Annotated in this window: 13 protein-coding genes, 1 tRNA gene and 1 pseudogene; 5 read left to right on the top strand and 10 right to left on the bottom strand. The window is 45.3% G+C overall.

Going from position 1 to position 18,715, the window contains the following annotated elements; all coding sequences use genetic code 11:
• Nucleotides 1-22: 22 nt before the first annotated feature.
• The 7 genes from QT973_RS19875 to gshA all read right to left on the bottom strand — a co-directional run bounded on the left by QT973_RS19875 (nucleotide 23) and on the right by gshA (nucleotide 11,230).
• Nucleotides 23-4,096: a hypothetical protein gene (locus QT973_RS19875; RefSeq protein WP_333392031.1), complete on the bottom strand. Its 4,074-nt coding sequence runs from the start codon at nucleotides 4,094-4,096 to the stop codon at nucleotides 23-25.
• Between the two features lie 333 nt (nucleotides 4,097-4,429).
• A complete protein-coding gene (locus QT973_RS19870) occupies nucleotides 4,430-4,987 on the bottom strand; it encodes a redoxin domain-containing protein (RefSeq protein WP_333054032.1) in 558 nt (185 codons plus the stop codon).
• Nucleotides 4,988-5,231: 244 nt separating this feature from the next.
• Nucleotides 5,232-5,831, bottom strand: coding sequence for a peroxiredoxin (locus QT973_RS19865; RefSeq protein ID WP_015178160.1), 600 nt, complete (start codon nucleotides 5,829-5,831; stop codon nucleotides 5,232-5,234).
• Nucleotides 5,832-5,957: 126 nt separating this feature from the next.
• Nucleotides 5,958-6,030 (bottom strand) — tRNA-Met (locus QT973_RS19860).
• 138 nt (nucleotides 6,031-6,168) lie between these two features.
• Nucleotides 6,169-8,640, bottom strand: coding sequence for a peptidoglycan DD-metalloendopeptidase family protein (locus tag QT973_RS19855; protein WP_333054031.1), 2,472 nt, complete (start codon nucleotides 8,638-8,640; stop codon nucleotides 6,169-6,171).
• Nucleotides 8,641-9,223: 583 nt separating this feature from the next.
• Nucleotides 9,224-9,685, bottom strand: coding sequence for a tRNA (cytidine(34)-2'-O)-methyltransferase (locus QT973_RS19850; RefSeq protein WP_333054030.1), 462 nt, complete (start codon nucleotides 9,683-9,685; stop codon nucleotides 9,224-9,226).
• A 393-nt stretch (nucleotides 9,686-10,078) separates the two neighbouring features.
• Complete coding sequence (gshA, locus tag QT973_RS19845; RefSeq protein ID WP_333054029.1) at nucleotides 10,079-11,230, bottom strand: glutamate--cysteine ligase; 1,152 nt, start codon at nucleotides 11,228-11,230, stop codon at nucleotides 10,079-10,081.
• A 416-nt stretch (nucleotides 11,231-11,646) separates the two neighbouring features.
• On the opposite strand from gshA, the gene QT973_RS19840 reads away from it, so the two are divergent.
• Nucleotides 11,647-12,690 (top strand): AI-2E family transporter, encoded by a 1,044-nt coding sequence (locus QT973_RS19840; protein WP_333054028.1) that lies wholly within the window; start codon nucleotides 11,647-11,649, stop codon nucleotides 12,688-12,690.
• Between the two features lie 154 nt (nucleotides 12,691-12,844).
• Here QT973_RS19840 and QT973_RS19835 read toward each other — a convergent pair whose 3' ends face one another.
• Nucleotides 12,845-13,660, bottom strand: a complete 816-nt coding sequence (locus QT973_RS19835; RefSeq protein WP_333054027.1) for a cobyrinic acid a,c-diamide synthase — start codon at nucleotides 13,658-13,660, stop codon at nucleotides 12,845-12,847.
• A gap of 502 nt (nucleotides 13,661-14,162) precedes the next feature.
• On the opposite strand from QT973_RS19835, the gene QT973_RS27095 reads away from it, so the two are divergent.
• Both QT973_RS27095 and QT973_RS19830 read left to right on the top strand, forming a co-directional pair.
• Nucleotides 14,163-14,321 carry a Mo-dependent nitrogenase C-terminal domain-containing protein gene (locus tag QT973_RS27095; RefSeq protein WP_445243025.1) on the top strand — a complete coding sequence of 53 codons (159 nt, stop codon included), beginning with the start codon at nucleotides 14,163-14,165 and terminating at the stop codon, nucleotides 14,319-14,321.
• Between the two features lie 330 nt (nucleotides 14,322-14,651).
• Complete coding sequence (locus QT973_RS19830) at nucleotides 14,652-15,515, top strand: Npun_R2479 family HD domain-containing metalloprotein (protein WP_333392029.1); 864 nt, start codon at nucleotides 14,652-14,654, stop codon at nucleotides 15,513-15,515.
• Nucleotides 15,516-15,540: 25 nt separating this feature from the next.
• Here the strand turns inward: QT973_RS19830 and QT973_RS19825 are convergent, their stop codons facing one another.
• Together QT973_RS19825 and QT973_RS19820 are read right to left on the bottom strand one after the other, a co-directional pair.
• Nucleotides 15,541-16,545: an MvdC/MvdD family ATP grasp protein gene (locus QT973_RS19825; protein ID WP_333054025.1), complete on the bottom strand. Its 1,005-nt coding sequence runs from the start codon at nucleotides 16,543-16,545 to the stop codon at nucleotides 15,541-15,543.
• Nucleotides 16,546-16,761: 216 nt separating this feature from the next.
• Nucleotides 16,762-16,983 (bottom strand): hypothetical protein, encoded by a 222-nt coding sequence (locus tag QT973_RS19820; protein WP_333054024.1) that lies wholly within the window; start codon nucleotides 16,981-16,983, stop codon nucleotides 16,762-16,764.
• Nucleotides 16,984-17,182: 199 nt separating this feature from the next.
• Here QT973_RS19820 and QT973_RS19815 point away from each other — a divergent pair, with 199 nt between their 5' ends.
• Nucleotides 17,183-17,536: a hypothetical protein gene (locus QT973_RS19815; RefSeq protein WP_333271128.1), complete on the top strand. Its 354-nt coding sequence runs from the start codon at nucleotides 17,183-17,185 to the stop codon at nucleotides 17,534-17,536.
• Between the two features lie 207 nt (nucleotides 17,537-17,743).
• Nucleotides 17,744-18,619 (top strand): annotated as a pseudogene (locus QT973_RS19810) (Rpn family recombination-promoting nuclease/putative transposase).
• The last annotated feature ends 96 nt before the right edge of the window (nucleotides 18,620-18,715 follow it).

The raw sequence follows: 18,715 nt of genomic DNA, 5'->3' as shown, positions 1-18,715 counted from the left end.
CAAAAGTTGATTAAGGGAAAATTTAATCCCACGATTGCAATTGTACAACCCAATGCTGCACGACAGCGGAAATGCGATCGCGCCGCGTTTCAAAAGTAGCAGCAATCCAGATAAACACAATCCCAAAAGCCAAACCAATCGCCCATTTAATCAGCGGATAATCGAATATCAGAACCACCAACTGATAGAAAACATTGATTAAAAATACAGCCGTTCCCACAAACAAAAACGCCCGAACTCGCAGCGCCAAACCTGCGGCAATAGCCGCCAAACTAAAAGCCCCCGCAACTAAACCGTGGCTTTGCTGAGTCAAAAGAGGCATCCCGCAAATCAGCGCAGTTGCAAGCATTCGCAGATTGTGGCGCAGCGGTTTTTGTGCGGGTAATTTGAGAGTACGATTCCCTACGGGATAGCTACGCTTCACGAACTGAGTAATGTAAAGTAAAGAAAGTCCTAAAGGAGTAACATAAAACTCTGGCTGAGTCAATCCTATTTGCCAGAACCACCGCAGAATTATCCAGTCAATTATCGCCACACTCACATAGGTAAAACGGACTTCCTCCTTTTCCCAAGCTAGGAAAAAATAGAAGGTAGCAGCTATCAGCAAGCTAATCGGATAAAACTTAGCCGGACTTTCCAAAATAGTCACTATTGGAATCAGCGAAGCAATTACCTGCCAAGGTTTTTTTGACCAACCCCAGTTTTCCCAAGGCAAAATGTAAATGAAATAGGCAAATAGAGAAGCGAGGGCAACTTTCCACGGCCCCAGCGGCCCGGAAATATACTTAACTAAAGGCGTATTGATCCAATAAAGCCGGATGCCAAAGGCTTCTAGCCAGCCCAAGTAAATCCAAATTTCTGCCCATTGGCGATCGAGATTATTTCGCCCTTGCAAGAAAGCATATTGAACTAATAAAGCACCAGTGACTAATCCTAAACTTATACCGGACTTAATATCATTCGCAGAAGCCCAAATCAGCAGCCAACTGCTCAAAACCCAGTGCAGGTGAGCAAATATTTTTAACTCTGCGTTAGTTAAATGTAAATAATTGCTGAGCCAAGGAGATAAAATGCGATAGATATATGTTAAACTTGTGCCGAGAGTGGCCAGGACAATTAAGCCGTCGCCAAAAGCTCCTCCTGGTGTTTGAAAAATTTGATATAGTAGCGATTCGCAAGCAGCAACGGAAACGCCAATTAATCCTAAATAAACCAAAGGTTTGAATTCTGGTTCCCGCCTACCAATGCCGATCGCAATTAAAGACGCCCCCAACACAGTTAAACCAGTCCAATTCGTCAAAGTGTGCGATCGGAAAGTTAAACCCAATACCCCGTAAACCAAAGGTATAACATGAATGCTCGGTAAAATTGTTTGCTCGCGGTGACGGCGCCGCCACACATCACCCAATAATTGAGTAAACAATCCGAGAGCGATATTAGCAACTGCCAAATTAATCGTCGTGCGATCGACAAAACTTAAACCGACTGCTGTCAACAACTCCAAACTCCAAGCCAAGGCATAAATTGCCAGAGGGGAAAGTTGGCGTAAACTTCGGAAAATTATCGCAGCCATTATCACCAAAATAGCAGCCAAAACTTCAGCAGAGGGCGGAAAACTCAAGCTACTGGCTGCGTAGAGTTCATAGGAATAAAAAGTAATAGTTGTTAACAGTAAGCCGGTGAGTAAGATTGCCCACCCATCTACAGCTCGATCGTAAATTTCAGCTAATTGAGAAGGCTCAGGTAAACGGCTGGAAAAACGAACAATCATGCTGCGAAGCAACCACAGAGACAAAAGTGCGATCGCCCCGGCAATTCCCCAATCCCAACCCGAAACAAAACCTAATTCATAAATCACCGCAGCTACGAAACTCAAGCCAAATCCAACTCCAATCGCCGCCGCTGGTATCTCGACTAAATAGTAAGTATTGACCAACATTAATCCGGCGGCAACCCCCAAACCAATTAACCGATATCCCGGAAAACTAAAAATTAGAAATTGTGCAAATATTAGGGCGATCTTACTAAAGGTACTGGCAACTCGTTTGTGAGGAACCTCAGTATATTTAGCAACAGCAGTCAAAGCCAAAGGAGTCGCCAGCCAGAGCAAACTCCACTGAGGGCGATGAGTGGCAGTACCCACAATCAAATAATTTTGCAACAAGACAAAGCTGACCCCTGCTAATACTAAGCCCAAATACCACGAATTTTGAAACCATGCAGGATGGCAGCGAAAAAATGCAGAGTTTTCTCGGAAATTTGCCGCTTTCATTCCCACAAAAAATACCCATTCACTCGCCATGAATATTAATAATATTGCAGACCAAATATTGGGTGTCAGGTTTGGGAAGAATAAGTCAATTGCAGATGCGATCGCGCCTAAACCCATAATGTGAGTTATGGGAACCAAAATTGCCGGATTTCCCGGTTTTTCAGCCGCAGAATCCGGCCTCGCAACTCGCCGGGAATTATCGGGAATTACGTATTTCCAAGCGATCCAACCTAAAATTAAAGTAGAGAATAATAAATTGAGCGATCGCCAAAACGGATTGACAAAACTAATAACAGTTAAAACGCTCCCCAAACCGAGAGCAACCTTTTCCCCAAAACTGGCTAGTTGAAACTTTCGCTTGCGGTAGAGCCACTGCGCCGCAGTTACCATTAAAATTAAATAAGGCAACAGCAGAACACCCCAAAAACCCCAAGGAGTTTCCTGAGAGTTGGTAAGCTGAGTTAAAAATGCCACAACTTGTGTTTTAATCCCTAAAGGAAGCAGTCGCCAAAACAGCCAAATACTCTGAAGTCCCACCGCCTCCAGTATTAGCAAATCAAACTCTTGCCAAAACCGCACTAAACGGTTATAAAAAAACCAAACAGCCAATCCGCTAACGGCGATCGCCTGTAGCGGAATGTCGCGAAAACAAACCAGGTAGCCCAAACCCAACAAACCCATTCCCGCTAATTGCCAGTGAAAAAAGTTGCTGGGATTTGGCGGGTCGGATATATTGTTTTCAATAGTCCCAGAGGCGAGGGGGTGCTGCCAATCTAGCCATCCTAAAAGCACGCCACAAATCGCCAAAGCTAAACCCATTTCAGCGATATTTACATCCTTGACAAATATCGCTCGACCCAGTAAAATTCCTAACGAATAAGCTACTAAAGCTGCTTTTTTGTAAGTCAGAAAATCTCTGCTAAAACTGAAACCAGCGGGGAATGTTTCAGTATTTCCCCCACCTTGGATAGATTGCAATCGTTGTTGCTGAACTTGATAAACTGTAGTAGCAGCAGTTCCCACTGTACCCAAATAAACAGCAGCGAGGGAAAAGCCTGCAAATGCCCACCAAGAGTGCAAATAACTCAATCCCAAGTGATTTAGGGCGATCGATCGAGTGATGTTTTTTCCTGAACCGCTTTGATATTGATATTTGATAATCCGGGCAGTTATCCAAGTCAAAATAAGTGCCGCTGCGATTGCTACCGCCCAATCCCAAGGATACCGCCACAATCCAAAAGTATCCATTGCCCAAAAATTGATCGGCACTAGCAACAGCGTCACTTCTTGCAAAGTTTGAGCAGTCAAGTGCAAATTCTGCTGTCTGTTTGCCCAACTGCTAATCGCCCAAAAGGTTAAAGTATAAGCTAATAAAACTCCATATTGTCCGGCGGCAGGAAATCTTTCCCACTGACTGGCAGCTAAGACTCCAGAGGAGACAACTACCATGAACACTCCTAAAAACAACAGCCACATCACGCTAATTTCTGCCATTAGCGAGTGCAAAATTTGAGCGATAAAATTAGGGGTTTGAGTAGTTTCTGTGGGTCTAGCAACGCTTTCACGGCTGCTAGGTACTGCTTTTTGTGTTGATAAGGCAGGTACTTTTGGATCGGCAATAGGAGCTCGCGGGTTCTCAATTTCAGAAAAATCTACAGCGGGATCTCTGAGTGGGCAGACTAAATACTGTCGGCACAATTCCTCAACTTCAGCGGGCGAAAGTAAACCTAGCCGCAGCCACGCATCTAAACCTGTCAACAACTCAGGATGCGACGCTAAGATGCTCAATTCAATTTTGCTCGATCGATCTTTGGGAGACGACATTGGCTTAAACTTGTACTAAGTACCTTCAAGCTATAGCCTAGATTAATGTCGAGCGAACATGGCAACATTCCGCCATCGAAATTGGCACAATAAGTATTTATTACTAAAGACCTGTCGCAGCCAGTGTCAATCGATTTTAGATTTTAGATTTTAGATTTTAGATTGACTTGCGCGAGATAAAGGCGGGGGCTTGAGGATTTTAGATTTTAGATTTTGGATTGATTCCACGGATAAATCCGGGGGCTTGTACTATCAAGAAATTCTTGGTCAACCGCTGAAAAAATCCCGCTGATGAGCCTAAACCAGCGTACATCAGCGGTGAAAAACTCCAAATTAGGACACAGCAGCGGTTTCCTTACCGACATATTTCAGCAAAGTGTCCACACTAGCATTGTGGTCTATGAAAGAAAACAAATGTTTGAAGAGGAGTTTTCCATCTGCAGCCAAAACAAACTGAGCGGGCAAAGGAGCACCTAAAGCCTGACCGACTTGATAAGCCCGAAAAACTTGACAGCCCGGATCGGAAAGCAGAGGCATTTTCAAGCCTAAATCTCTAACCACAATTTGGCTTTGGCGATCGTCGGTACTGGCAACCATCAATAATTCTATATTGCGATCGGCAAATTTTTCCCAGTTTTCATTCAAAGCTTTAATGTGAGGAAAACAGAAAGGGCAATATTGCTTTTCTGTAAAAATCCGCGTAAAAGCCAGAACCACCGGTCTATCGCCCCGATAATTCGACAGCCGCACTAATTTGCCATTATTAATATCCGGCAATTCAAAATCTGGCGTCATCTGTCCCAGCTTCAGAACATTACTCGCCGGAACAGGCAATAAATTTTGGAAAAACCGCTCATTTAACAAGCCGCTAAAATTAGTAGAAGTCAGCATATTTCCTAATTGGGTAATTGCTAATTGCTAATTTAAAAATCCGGTTAAACTGAGATATTGCAGCATTCTCAATTAGCCGTAGGGGCGGGTTCGCCAACAGCCTTAAAGCTTGCAAATAGGTTCTATAAACCCGCCCGACCCCACGAAAAATCCTCTTATTGATATTGCTGCAAGATGTCAGGTTAAAGGAATACCTCTGCGGGTAGGGACACGACACTGCCGTGTCCCTACCAATATAATCTGCTTAAACCGCAGCAAAGAATACCTTAGACTTGACAGGATCGGGAGTCATGGTCTTGTCACCGGGCTGCCAGCCGGCGGGACAAACTTCATCGGGATGAGACTGGACGTGTTGGATAGCTTGCAGAGTACGGAGAGTTTCGTCCACGTTGCGGCCGAAGGCAAGATTGTTGATAGTAGAGTGTTGGATGATGCCTTCTTTGTCGATGATGAACAGACCTCTGAGGGCAATGCCTGCTTCTGGGTCGAGGACGTTGTAGGCCGAACTAATTGTTTTTTTGAGGTCAGCAACTAAGGGATAGTTGAGGTCGCCAACACCGCCAGATTTACGGTCTGTTTGTATCCAAGCGAGGTGAGAGAATTCACTGTCCACGGATACGCCGAGGATTTCGGTATCGATTTTCTTGAAGTCCTCGAAGCGATCGCTAAATGCTGTAATCTCAGTCGGGCACACAAAGGTGAAGTCCAAGGGGTAGAAGAACAGGACTACATACTTTTTGCCTTTATAGTCGGACAGTTTCACTGTCTTGAATTCCTGATCCACTACGGCTGTTGCTGCGAAGTCGGGTGCAGCTTGACCAACCCGGAGGCATTCACTGGTCATAGATTTTGTTTCCTTTTTTACGAACTGTTACAAATATATCATACTCATAACGACTACAAGTATCTTCTCGATCGATCAAAAAAATACGCTCTCAAATTTGAGAGCGCAGTTTTTTTGATTAAATAATGGCTCAGGCGGGATTTGAACCTGCGACCTTGGGCTTATGAGTCCCCTGCGCTAACCACTGCGCCACTGAGCCAAATCTACTTCACGATTTACTATCGTAGCACGGTAGGGCTAGCTATGTCTGCTTTTGAAACAACACTATTTCTAATGACTTCTAGTAAAAGTTATGAGTTTTGGTAATCATTCAAAACCCATAACTTTCGACCAGTCGTTACCGAGAAGCGCTGGACGCATCGTCGGGCAGTAAAGCCATTGGGTTGATAGCACCCTGTCCGGCGGGATGAATTTCAAAGTGCAAGTGCGGCCCGGTACTAAAGCCGGTACTCCCCATTTCTGAAATCTGTTCCCCTTGAGCGACTCTCTGACCCTTTTGCACCAAAATCCGGCTGTTGTGGGCATAGATAGTCTCAGTGCCGTCAGGATGGGTAATTTCCACCAGATACCCGTAGCCGCCGTCGTTCCACTGAGCATAGGTAACCACCCCGTCTGATGCTGCCACAATTGGCGTGCCGATCGGCCCTGCAATATCAATTCCCCTGTGCATCCGTCCCCACCGCCAGCCGTAGCCAGAAGTCAGAACGCCCTTAGACGGCCAAATAAACCGGCTAGCAGACTGTTGTTTGCCGTTAGGCAGATAAGTGTCAGGGCTCGACAGCGGAGGCAGTTCTGGAGAAACCATGCGTCCCAAAGACGGGTTGCTTAGGGGGTCGTAAGCCTCAGATCCCAAAGGAGCAGTTGCCACGACCGGCTGATCCTGAGTGCTTTTTGGCGTCAGGTTGATCGGTTGCAGTTCCGCTGCGCGAGCGGGGTCTAAACGCTCTTGCTGCTGCTTCTGAACCTGCTCAGACCAAGCTCTTGATGGCGGTCTGCTGATTTCATTCTGCACCGCCTCAGTATAGTCGGGGGTGTAGAGATATGGATTGACACTTGGCATATCCTCAGACTGGTTGACCGAGGGCCCGTCATTTGGAGCCAGGGACACCGCATTGGCGCCGATCGAATTGCGCGAGGCACGATATTCCTCTCGCAGTCTGACAACTTCTGCCCTCAAGCGTTCGGAATAAGGGTTGAGAGCTTCTGCGGTAGTCCGAGCCTCCGAATTCGATTCTGGTAAAGCGCTAGTTGGATCGGCATTTGAACCCTGGGCGCTAGTATTTGGCACGAACCCGATCGGCTGCGGGTATTCTCCCGTAGCGATGGCGGTAGCAGTTGCACTGGCTGGCGAGGGCAGGGAACTGGTGTCAACAGCACCTGTAAATGTTGGTTCCCCTTGAAGATCCAGCTTCCGTGGATCGCTAATGGTTTGGGAAACTTGAGTCAGCGAAATGCTGTTAATTTGGGGAACCATCGGCGCTGAAATATTGTTCAGACCTTCCAGGTTCTCCAGGGGAGAGACAAGAGGCACTGTGGCCGCCGGTGCTGCAACGCCAGCACCGACTATTTCCGAAGTAGACGAACTGGGGTTCAAAGATGCGGGAACCGAATTCGCCGCCCAGACAGATGTAGAGTTGGAGGCAGAATAAGAGGCTGCCGCCTGCACCCCTGGATTTTTAAACCCAACTTGGGGTATTTTGAGCCGTTGATTGACATTCAGCAAGTTGGGGTTGCCGAGCTTGTTGACGGAGATCAGATCTTTGGGCGATACGCCGTGACCTTTGGCGATCGCATCTACTGTATCTCCCGGACGCACGCTGTAGAGAACCTCAGCCGGCGCGGCGGTACTTCCTGCAGGGGGGACTAGCACAGCCGTGGGCAAACTGGGTGTTGCTAAAGACTGTTCAATTGACTCGAATGCTCGATCGGGCGATGCTGCTTGACCTCCCCCGGAATTGGGAATTACAGGTGTGGCATCGAGGTCAGGAATAGTTGTCCCAGTTGCATATTCGGGGGAGGTCAGCGTCGGTGCTGACTCGGGCAAAAATGCCGCAGATGTAGATAAATTTGCTCCCCCCTCCGACCCGAACATCGTTCGACCCGATTCTGTGGTGCGGTTTTCCTGTTTCTTCAAACTGTCGATCGCCCCGTCTGCATTCGGGATCTCGATCGAACTTTGTTCCGGTACCGTCGTGACCAGCGGGGTCGCTGCGGTTGATGGCAGCCCTGTCATGGCTGCACTATCCAATGGCTCGGAGCCAGTCAGATTTAACTCTTGTTCTGGATTGACCGTCGCTGCGATATCTAGCGAAGCCGATGTGCTATAGCCGGCGTTCTGTTGTGGTGTGGCTTCCGTCGCAGTCGGAATTCTGAGCTGTTGGCCAACTTGGAGTATGGTATCGGGTTGGATCTCGTTGGCAGTTGCTAGTACCAACGGTTCAACTTGATAATCCCGAGAAAGCTCCCAAAGGCTTTGCCCTTCCTGCACCTTAACCGTCACCGACTCAGAAGGTGTTCCGGGCTGTTGGGCCCTGGAACCGTCAACTTGTGCGGACGTAGCCGGCCCGTTGGCCGATACTGGCTGTACAGCGGTGGATTCTGATGTCGGTGCGAGTTCAGACGCGCGAGCGCTGTCTCCATTTCTCGGTAGCAGGATGCCAGAAGCACCTACCGATATTGCCAGCCCGATCGTGGCGAGAGAGCGAACTCTGCCTGTGCTGAGCGTTGTCTGTTTGGATGGTTCCGCAGAACCCTCTCTGTCGATTTCACTAGCCTGAACAGGCTTAATTTGGGGATATGTTCGTTTCAAAAAAACGACCTCCTACTGAGAAGCGCTAACTGTCCTTGGAAACACTCAAGGGGATCGCATGAAGCTGAGTTTAAATCAACAAGCAAAAATATTCTGATTGTTGACAGCTATCATGCTTAGGCCAGATTACCTTGCTTTTTTAATTTAGACAAGCTCAAACCGTCAGAAATTTTAAAATTCTCGGTCAAACCTGCTGCAATTAACCCCACAAGCCTTACACCGCAATAGCTGGAACGAATAGATAAAATCTTCGTTCCCGCACAGGCTCTGAACTCTTACCTATTATCTGACTTTAGGCTAATTTCCGGACAGCCTACAACCGTATATTTACTAGATATAGTGTTCAGACCCAAGCTGGTACTCGCTCGCGCCCTAAATCGCTAAAATCCTCTGTTTTTGTTGCTGAATCATCTTGGGAGTAATTTGGTGTTGCTGATAACAATCTGTTTTTGAATGAATAAAATATATTAATGTCGGCTATCGAGATTTTCACCCCTTTGATACAAATTTCTTATATGAAAATGGAGACTTGGCAGCCTCCACCAGCTATTAAATATCTATATATTTATGTGTTGATAATGATTTATCCCAGCTCCCCCAACTGTCGTTTAGCCTCAAATAAACCTACAGCGGCACTGACGGAGAGGTTCAAACTCCTGACTCCAGGCTGGCTCATCGGAATGAAAACTGTGGCGTCGCAGGCATCCAAGACGTATTGGGGAATGCCTACAGTTTCCGAGCCAAACATCAGCCAGTCGCTGGGCTGAAATTGGAATTGCGCGTAATTGTATCGCCCGCCAGTGCTGAATCCGATCGAGCGTCCCCCCCGCTGCTCCCGATAGGCCAAAAAAGCCGCTAAGTCTTCGTGGCACTGGAGGTTGACGTAGGGCCAGTAATCTAAGCCGGCCCGTTTCAGGTAGCGATCGCTAATTTCAAACCCCAGCGGGCCGACTAAATGCAGTTCCGTGCCTGTGGCAGCGCAAGTGCGGGCGATATTGCCAGTATTCGGGGGGATTTGCGGGTGAATCAAGACAAGTTGGGGCATGAAGCTAATTAAAAGCGAAAAATACAGCTATTGGGAAATTTATAAAACTACCCACAGGTAGATATACCTTATAGCTTTTATTTATAACCTTTGTCGAGATCCATTGATTAAATATTCTGATTGGTTTTTGGGAGGTGCTCTGCAACTTTTGACAATTCCCGCATCCAGGATACCCGCCACGTGATTCATTCCAAAAGCAGACTCAGGACCGGTGAAATAAAAAACCTGTATCCGATGAAACTTGCCGAACGTATTTATCTCGCGCAAGTCAATCTAAAATCTAAAATCTCAAATCTAAAATCGATTGACCGGGAGGTTCGGGCTATTTGTATTCGCTGAGTACGCATAGCCAGGGGGCTAGTGAAAGCCCCCGTTATCATAACGGCGGGTACTTCAGGCAACTAACTGGGCGCACAAGTTGTCTTCTAGCTCCAATTCTTGGTGAGCCATGCCATCAATCCCTTGCAGAATAATACTGCGGGTGTCCGAACCTCCCTCGTGCAGTTTCAACCACTGCTGGGCCGTGTTGCCTTCCCGGAGAATCTTTTTGAGTGGCGAGAGAAAGCAACTAAAGCCGCGTTTTTTGGCTATAGGCCAGACTTCTCGGTAAATTTCCTCAATCCAATCTCGTGCCAGAATAGTTCTGCCGTCTTGCCAGTGGGTAAGTTCGGCATCCAAACTTTGCTCGGATGCAGCAATTTCGTTGGCGTCTGTGAGGGCAACTAAGTCTTGGTTGCGCGTGGCCTCCGGTAAGGTGCTGAGTTCTAAGGGGTCTAAGCTGGGGTCTTCCATCATCTGCCAAATGCGAGCTTCTAGTAAGGCAGTGATGGCTAACAAAGCCAGAGGATTGACTTCGAGGTCGCAAATTCTCAGTTCGAGGCGGTTGAGACAGTAGGGGCGACGATCGCCATTGGGTCGCACTGCAGACCACAAATGGCGGACGTTTTGCATAGTACCGAGTTCTAGCTGTTCTTCAGTCCACTGGATGTAATGTCTGTGACTTTCAAACAGGGGGACGATGGCGGGAGTTTTGGGAAACAAACCCCACCGAGTCGAATGATAGCCCGTCACTTCGCCGTCGAGGAAGGGGGAAGAGGCGCTCAAGGCAAGGTACAGTGGTGCTTCGACGCGGGCGAGGCGGATGGCGCGCATCAGCATTTCTGGTTGGGAGATGCCGATGTTGATGTGAATGCTGGCGGTGACGACTTTGGTGCCGTAGGTTTGCTCGATGTAGGTGTGGTAGGGGTTGTTGGGATCGGAGCGGTAAAATCGATCGCTCCCTCCGAGAGACAAGGTACTTCCCGGCAGCAAGGTATAGTCGCCCAATTGTTTTAAATACTCGCGCAGCCGAACTCGTGGCTTGACTAAGGCGCACAGCAGGCGATCGTAGCTGCACAGCGGGGCGGTCGTGTACTCCACATTGCGGCTATCAGGCTCCCGGACAAATCCCTCTAGATCGGCGACTATGCGATCGGAGAGACCGACAACCTCACCTTCGGGAGTGCCGGTATACATTTCTACTTCAAAGCCTTTTGATAGCAGCACGTTTATTCCTCAGCTAAGTTGAGTGCTAGTTTCTAGTATCCCAAAAATTGACCTGTTCATACTATCTCCCACGAGGCAGAGTTGACTTTTTTCGCGACTGGCACTGAAACGGGGTTTTTCTGCGCCAGCTTGTTTGAGCATTTGTTTCCTAGTTGGGGGCCTGCCACGACAAATACTGCCATGACAAAGAGTTTCCGAGGCGGTTTTAGACTCAGAAAGGCTGTTTGTTCGATCGCGCTTGTGTTTGATTCGGTATTGGGGGCGATCGAACTTATGGTGAATAGAACCCACTCCTGCCTCAGTTCGACATCTGTTTTCTGCCTTGAGGGGGATAGCCGCAGATATATATTGGGTGCGATTCTAAAAGAGAGCTCTGCAATATTTTTGAGCTATAATATTAACCCCTAAAAATCCCTGTGAAAGAGCAAGACAGAACTCCTCCCAATTTTTGGAATATGCTAAGCAATTTAGCCTTAGTCCGGTTTTTGCTTTTATTTGCTTCTGGTTGGGCTGGACTGCAACTTTTAGCTTACTTTGAAACAGCAGTCGCGGTTTTCACCATTGCTGCACTCGTGGCTTTTTTGCTCAACTATCCGGTGCGAACTCTCCAGAGATTTTTACCGCGAAGTTTAGCTGTCGCCTTCGTTGTCTTGCTCACCATTTTAGTTTTTGGCGGTCTCACCGTCACTGTAGGCGTCACTCTTTTATCTCAAGGACAGCAATTAATTGACAGCCTGACTGAATTTGTGAATGCTCTGGCGCCTCTGTCCGAGCGCCTCGAAGCATTCCTGCGGGCGAGAAACCTGCAAGTTAACCTGCGAGTTATTGAGGAACAACTGCGAAATCAAGCTTTATCTGGAGTTGTTTGGAGTATTGCTTTCTTACAAGTATTTTTAACCAATTTATTAAATTTAATATTAATTATGGTGGTAGCTTCTTTCATGTTACTTGATGGAGAGAGGCTGTGGCTGTTAGTTCTCAAGTTTATACCTCGACACCTGCACAGGCGTTTAAGTATAACAATAGAGAAAAACTTTTTAGGATTTTTTCAGGCACAAATTCTGTTAATGTTATTTTTGACAACAGCTAGTTTTGGAATTTTCCTACTGTTAGATGTGAGATTTCCTTTAATTTTAGCATTTATTATCGGATTGTTTGATTTAGTTCCAGGGATTGGAGCCACGCTGGGGATTAGCTTAGTTTGTTTTATTGTATTGTCTCAAAATGTGTGGCTAGCTTTAAAAGTATTGGCAGCTTGCATTGTTTTGCAGCAAATTCAAGACAACTTTATTCATCCCAGACTGATGCAAAATTCCCTTAACCTCAATCCGGTAGTGGTATTTTTTGCACTGTTAGTGGGGGCAAGATCAGCAGGACTTTTAGGCATATTTCTAGCAATTCCGCTAGCGGGAGTGATAGTTAGCTGGTTTGACATTGAAGAAATGCAAGCGGAAGGTTAATGGATACAGCCATCCTATTTTATAAAATCAGGCTGCAACATCCGATTTTAACCGGCCGACTAGAAGTCCCATGCTTCAAAAACTCTCCTGTGCCCAAAGCGCCAATAAAAGTAAATAGAAAACAGCAACTTAGGATACACCTTACTGCGTACAGTTAATGAATAAATTGCAAGTCAGTAGGAAATCTTTCTTCTTCTGGTTCTGGATCATAAATGTAATCGCAGTCAAAACGCAGAGCTTGAGAGTGGCGACTGATAGAAAATCCGCAATTACTCACCATTTCTGTAGTAAAAGTTGCCATGACTAACTCAATAAGTCTTCTATAGGAAATGTTAGGTAGTTGAACGTAATAGGTGCGTCTGGCAAAAAATATTCTCTCATCTTTCGGGAGAATTATGCCATTAATTCTGTGTGCGTGTTGAATCGGCTTGATATAGGCCTCAATAAACTGCGACTGATTTTTTTGGAGTCTCGCTAATCTTTCGTGTTGCAACCAGCTCATTTGAAACACAATTTTAATAAATTCAAAGCCCAAAATGTAGTTAAAAACATTATTGCGTTCTTCTGTACTCAAGACGAAGCGGAGTGCAGATTCTAAATATTGGTCAGTTTCTCGGAGCGATTGTTGAGCTGAGTGGATATAAAATTGTTTGATGTAGCTTCTTAAATCTGATTCGTTTAATTGTTTTTTGACCCTAAATCTGATTAAATACTCTTTGACTCGGTGTAGAGTATCTACATCTTCAAACATTTTTGAAACTAAACCGTCGGCTGTATAATTATCTAAAAATTCTGCTTGCAAGTCGGGAGTAGATGCACACAATATGTAGCAGAGAGACAAGACATAGCGCCGTTGGTTCCAAGGCAAGCTTTGGGCCCATTCTTTAACTTCTACAGGGAGTTTTTGGAGCACGGTATCTGTGTGGGGGAGTTGAGCAAGGTCGGCATATTTATGTTTTTGTTTAATCATTGCCTGAAACCTTATATTAGTAAGTATACAGAGTCGTCGATCGCAGATGATGGGAGAGGGGATATGCGAGGGAGGCGGCTAGTTATTCTGTCTTATTTTATTGCCATCTATCTAAATATACATTCTGGAGGGAACAGAGGGCGTGATCTGTCTCACACTTTAGCGACTTTTAAATCACAAATGCTAGCTTTTCGCATCACATTTTGCGACTGTGAGTGTCACCCATAAAACTTATTCACGTCACTGGAGCAACAGTGGGTTTCGTTGAGGATTAAGTCGGGTGATTCATAAGTTTTTGTTAGTAATGATTACTGAGATCGATCGTGAAGTTGACTACAAGTATTTTCCCGGAAAATCAGTGCCAAGACTTAACTTTTTGCGAGATCCTCGTGCAACAAATGCGACAGTGGCTCGATAGCATTGCAGTGGGAAAGCCACCAGTAACTCAGTGGTGTGCTAACTTATACTCGCACGGTGTTCTTGTCAGAGATATATCTAGTTATTGGGACACTATTTTTTCCACGTACTGCCTATGTGCAAGCTTAATCCTGTCCATGAGGAATTAATGGGGTTACGCTTTCGCTCGCTCTGGTTGTTGGGCGGGGTCAGCCATAACAGATACAAGTTTCCGACAACAGTAGTGAGCAACCCAAAATTTTAGATATTAGTTCCCGCCCCCAGATGTATCTGTGGAGTAAATCTAAAATCTAAAATCTACTGAGGTATGCGCCGAAGATGTAACCCTGTACTACTGATTGAGGGGTGTCATACCTCGATCGCCCCTTGATATCAATTATTTATGGGGTATGTCGCTCTGGTAGTTGCGAGAGCCATAATTTAAGCCATAATTGTTGATAATATCAATGGATGCCTCTCGATAGGAGTGGGTATCCATCGTGGCGCTTAAGCCAAAAATAACATCAAACGGTAGCAGCAAAAACAATAACTATAAAAATAATTTAATAATCTACGTGGGCTCAGGGAAGTGAATATGTTTAACGCAACTGAACTGCTGATTAAGGCTTTTGTCAATCGCCTGATTGAAGGCTACCGCCACACTTATGGCGGGTTTAAATCTGACTATGGTGAGATTATTGCTTGGGTGGCGAGTATGGCTTTAGAAAATATTGCTAATAGCGATGCTCTTTACCATAATGTCGAACACACTATTTTAGTGACCTTGGTGGGACAAGCAATTCTGGGGGGGAAGCACATCCGCGAAGGGGGTGTTTCCTGCGAAGATTGGCTGCACTTCCACATTGCTTTGCTATGTCACGATATCGGGTATGTTAAAGGTGTTTGCAGGCAAGATAGAACAGATTTGGGACTGTATGCGACGGGAATAGGCGACCTGAAATTAACGCTGCCTCCGGGGGCCACGGATGCTAGTTTGATGCTTTATCATGTCGATCGCGGAAAAATGTTTATTGACGAGCGTTTTGGCGGTCACAAACTGATTGACGCTGAGCTGGTTAAGCATAATATTGAGCTGACTCGTTTCCCAGTTCCTACAGATGAAGATTATCAAGATACTGTAAATTATCCGGGTTTAGTTCGGGCTGCTGATTTAATTGGTCAATTGAGCGATCCGCGATATTTGCAAAAGATTGCGGCGCTGTTTTACGAGTTTGAGGAGACTGGGCAAAATCGGGTTTTGGGCTATCAGAATCCGGGGGAGTTGCGGGATGGTTATCCGAAGTTTTATTGGAATGTGGTTTATCGGTATGTGAAGGATGCGATCGGCTATTTGGAACTGACGCAGCAGGGAAAACAAGTTGTTGCTAATCTGAGCGCGAATGTTTTTCGGGTGGAGCATTCTCAGGTTCCAGAGTCTGCGGTGGCTGTAGTTAGCTAGGGTTGGGGTGGATGTCGGGCGATATTCAGCAATCCTGTTGATATTGAAGCGCTAAATCTTCGATGAGTTCCACCATTGCGCGAACCATAGGCATTTTAGTGAGAATTTCGATCCAATACCACTGTCCGTTAGGATTGAGTTCGATAAAATAGAGCGTGTCGTCCTCATCGCGAATGATATCGAATGCACCAAAATTCAAACCAAATTCGTCAAGCATTTGATGAAGTTTGTTGAGATAGTCGATCGGCAAATTGTCGGGAACGTGAACGAGTTTATCCGGTTCGGTGACGCGCCAATCTAAAGTCACATCTGAATCGTTGATATGTTTGGCATCAATGCGACAGACAAAATCATGCTTGCCGATTAATGTAACGCGATATTCTGCCTTCTTTTGAATGCGTTTTTGAATAAAAACAGGCGCTAATCGAATGCTCTCTCGAAATGCTTCAAGTGTTTCTACATCAATGGGGCGAGTATAGCAAGCATACTGCTTTTCATCATGTAGGAATCCAGAGTAGCGCATCGGTTTGACAATGCACTTACCCTGTTGTGTCACAAAGTTGCAAGCAGCATCGTAGGAATTGGTTACGAGTGTTGGAGGGATAGTAATTCCCAGTTTTTGAGCAATTGGAATCTGATTGATGCGATGGGAAGGCAATCTAATTTTGTAGTAGTTATTGACCCACCTCGCTTTGGGATATAAGCCAGACAGAGAGTACATTAAAGATTCTGTTTCTTCTTGACAATACTTGATTGCCCAAGCATCATCAACTTCTGGAAACACTTGATAATCTTCTGGTTTTCGCCACCAAATCACGCCAACATCTTGAACTTCTCTCAAAGAGTCTTCAAAAGACAAAAAACTTTGACTGGGATTGCCCGAAGCTTGCCACGAGTAAGCATATTTGCTTTTTTTTATAAAACTTTCTGAATTCAATCGAATTGCTCGAATATTTGATTTTTGCAATTCGTTGATAACGACATCTGCATGAATGTCTGTCTCGGAAGTCACGATTAAAAGGTCTGTCATACTATTTTATATTTTAGATTTGAGATTTGAGATGAAAAATTACGGATTCTGTATGGGTTTGGATCTTATAGGGGATTGCATTATTTTTGGAAACGGGTATCACAACCAAACCAATTGAAATAAAATTGACAGTGAAAGACCTGTCATGCAAAAATTCATGCAGGTCTTTCAAGAAATCAGATGGCAAGCAAAAGACGACCTTAGCCAGAGCAAATTCTAGTCGTCCTCTTGCTGGTCATCATCATTCTCGTCAAACTGCCTAACAGTGGAGCCACTGCGATTACACCAGGAGCCACTCATGGAGGTGATGTTGGAGGTCTGCGTGGTGGGATCGTAGCTAAAAGTCTCCTCGGCGGTGATGCCGTACTTGGGCAAGATGCTCAGGTGCATCATCAAAGGATTTGCTTTTTTGTCTAGAGCGAGTTGGGTAGTCGTCATAAGTTAGTCTTTTTGAGCGATTGTTTTACTTTCACAATGCTACAGCTTGCCAATTAATTTGTATAGTCGAAAAAGGTCGGATAAAGTCGTATAATATAAAAAGTTTTGATAAAGCTTTAATCGTTTTTGTATTCAAGGCGAAAATAGTCGGATCTAGACGGTTTTAGTTCGATCGCTCGGATATTGTGAGGAGGCGCGGGTGAACGTTAAGGAAGCACTGGCTTTTGCAGATGAAGTGGTCTTTGCGAAAACTGGCAAGCATTTAGATGATATGCAAGTTGGTGTGATTGAGGGCGTTTTGAAGCGGCAAAAGTATGGCGATATTGCCCAAGCGCTGAATTGTACTGAGGGTTATGCTAAAGATGTGGGCTACGAGCTATGGGAGTTGTTCTCTGATGCTTTTGGAGAAGAGGTTAATAAGTTAAATTTGCGATCGGCACTGATTCGGAAGTCGATGATTAGCAATGTTACTGGAAGCGTCATTAGTGGCAATCATGTTGCTCGTGGTCATTTAATCGGAGCGCTGAATGTCTGCACATCGCAGGAAGAGTAGCCTGAGTTTTTGCGGGGAAAGCAGCGGGCGAAAATGGAGGCGATTAAACGCTTGCAAGCCGTCGGTTTGAGCGACGAGCAGATCGCGCAATGCTTGGATATGACGCTAGAAGAGATTCGACAAGTCGATTTGACAGAATAAGAATGTTTTGCTCCTGATTACCAGATAGATTGAATCGTTAAAAAGCTCAGAAAACGAAAAATCACCATGAGATTCATTAACCCCAAAATCGAGTTTGCATTCAAAAAAATATTCGGATCCAATCAAAGCAAACCAATCTTAATCAGCTTTCTCAATGCCATGATTTATGATGGTAATCCCACCATCGCTGACTTATAAATTATCGACCCGTATTTAGCATCAAGAGTACAGTATCTCAAAGACTCTTACCTGGATGTCAAAGCCCGGCTTGAAGGCGGCGCAACTGTAATTATCGAGATGCAAGTTTTAAATGTAGAATCTTTTGCGAAACGGGTGGTTTACAATACTGCGAAAACTTACTCAACTCAACTGATTCGCGGTCAAGGTTACTTTAAGTTAAAACCTGTAATTGCTTTGACAATTACTGATTTTGAAATGTTTAACAATGACCCAGAAATAATTTCTCATTTTGTGTTCAAGGAGAAAAAGCGTTTATTTGATTATGTCGATCCAGAGATAGAACTGATATTTATCGAGTTGCCGAAATTCAATAAACAATTGGATGAATTAGAAACTTTGACTGACAAGTGGGTTTATTTTATGAAAAATGCTCCCTGTTTGGAAGTGGTACCGCAAACAATGGAAACAGTCTCGGAAATACAGCAAGCCTTTGCGATTGCCAATGAAACTAACTTGAATCCAGAGGAGTTGGCAGATTTAGAAGAACGCGAAATGTTTATTCTCGATCAGCAGGGTGTCTTGCTCAAGGGAATTGAAAAAGGAATCGCAAAGGGTATAGAAGAAGGCAGAGAAGAAGGAGTCGCGCTAGGAATGAGAGAAAAGGCTCTAGAAATTGCTAGGCAACTTCTCAATGTCCTTGACAATCAAACAATTAGTCAAACAACTGGTTTGAGTGTTGAAGATATCCAAAACTTGCGATAGGAATGAAAGAAAGAAAGGGAAAAAGTACGATCGCACAATTAGTACACCTTTTCTCGCTACTAGGATCGGCCTGGTAGCGCTGGTTTTTGAGTCTCT

This window comes from Microcoleus sp. Z1_A1 (assembly GCF_036700305.1).
Lineage (GTDB): Bacteria > Cyanobacteriota > Cyanobacteriia > Cyanobacteriales > Microcoleaceae > Microcoleus.
Note: the sequence above shows the minus strand (reverse complement) of the source record. Positions and strands in the feature narration are given on the sequence as shown.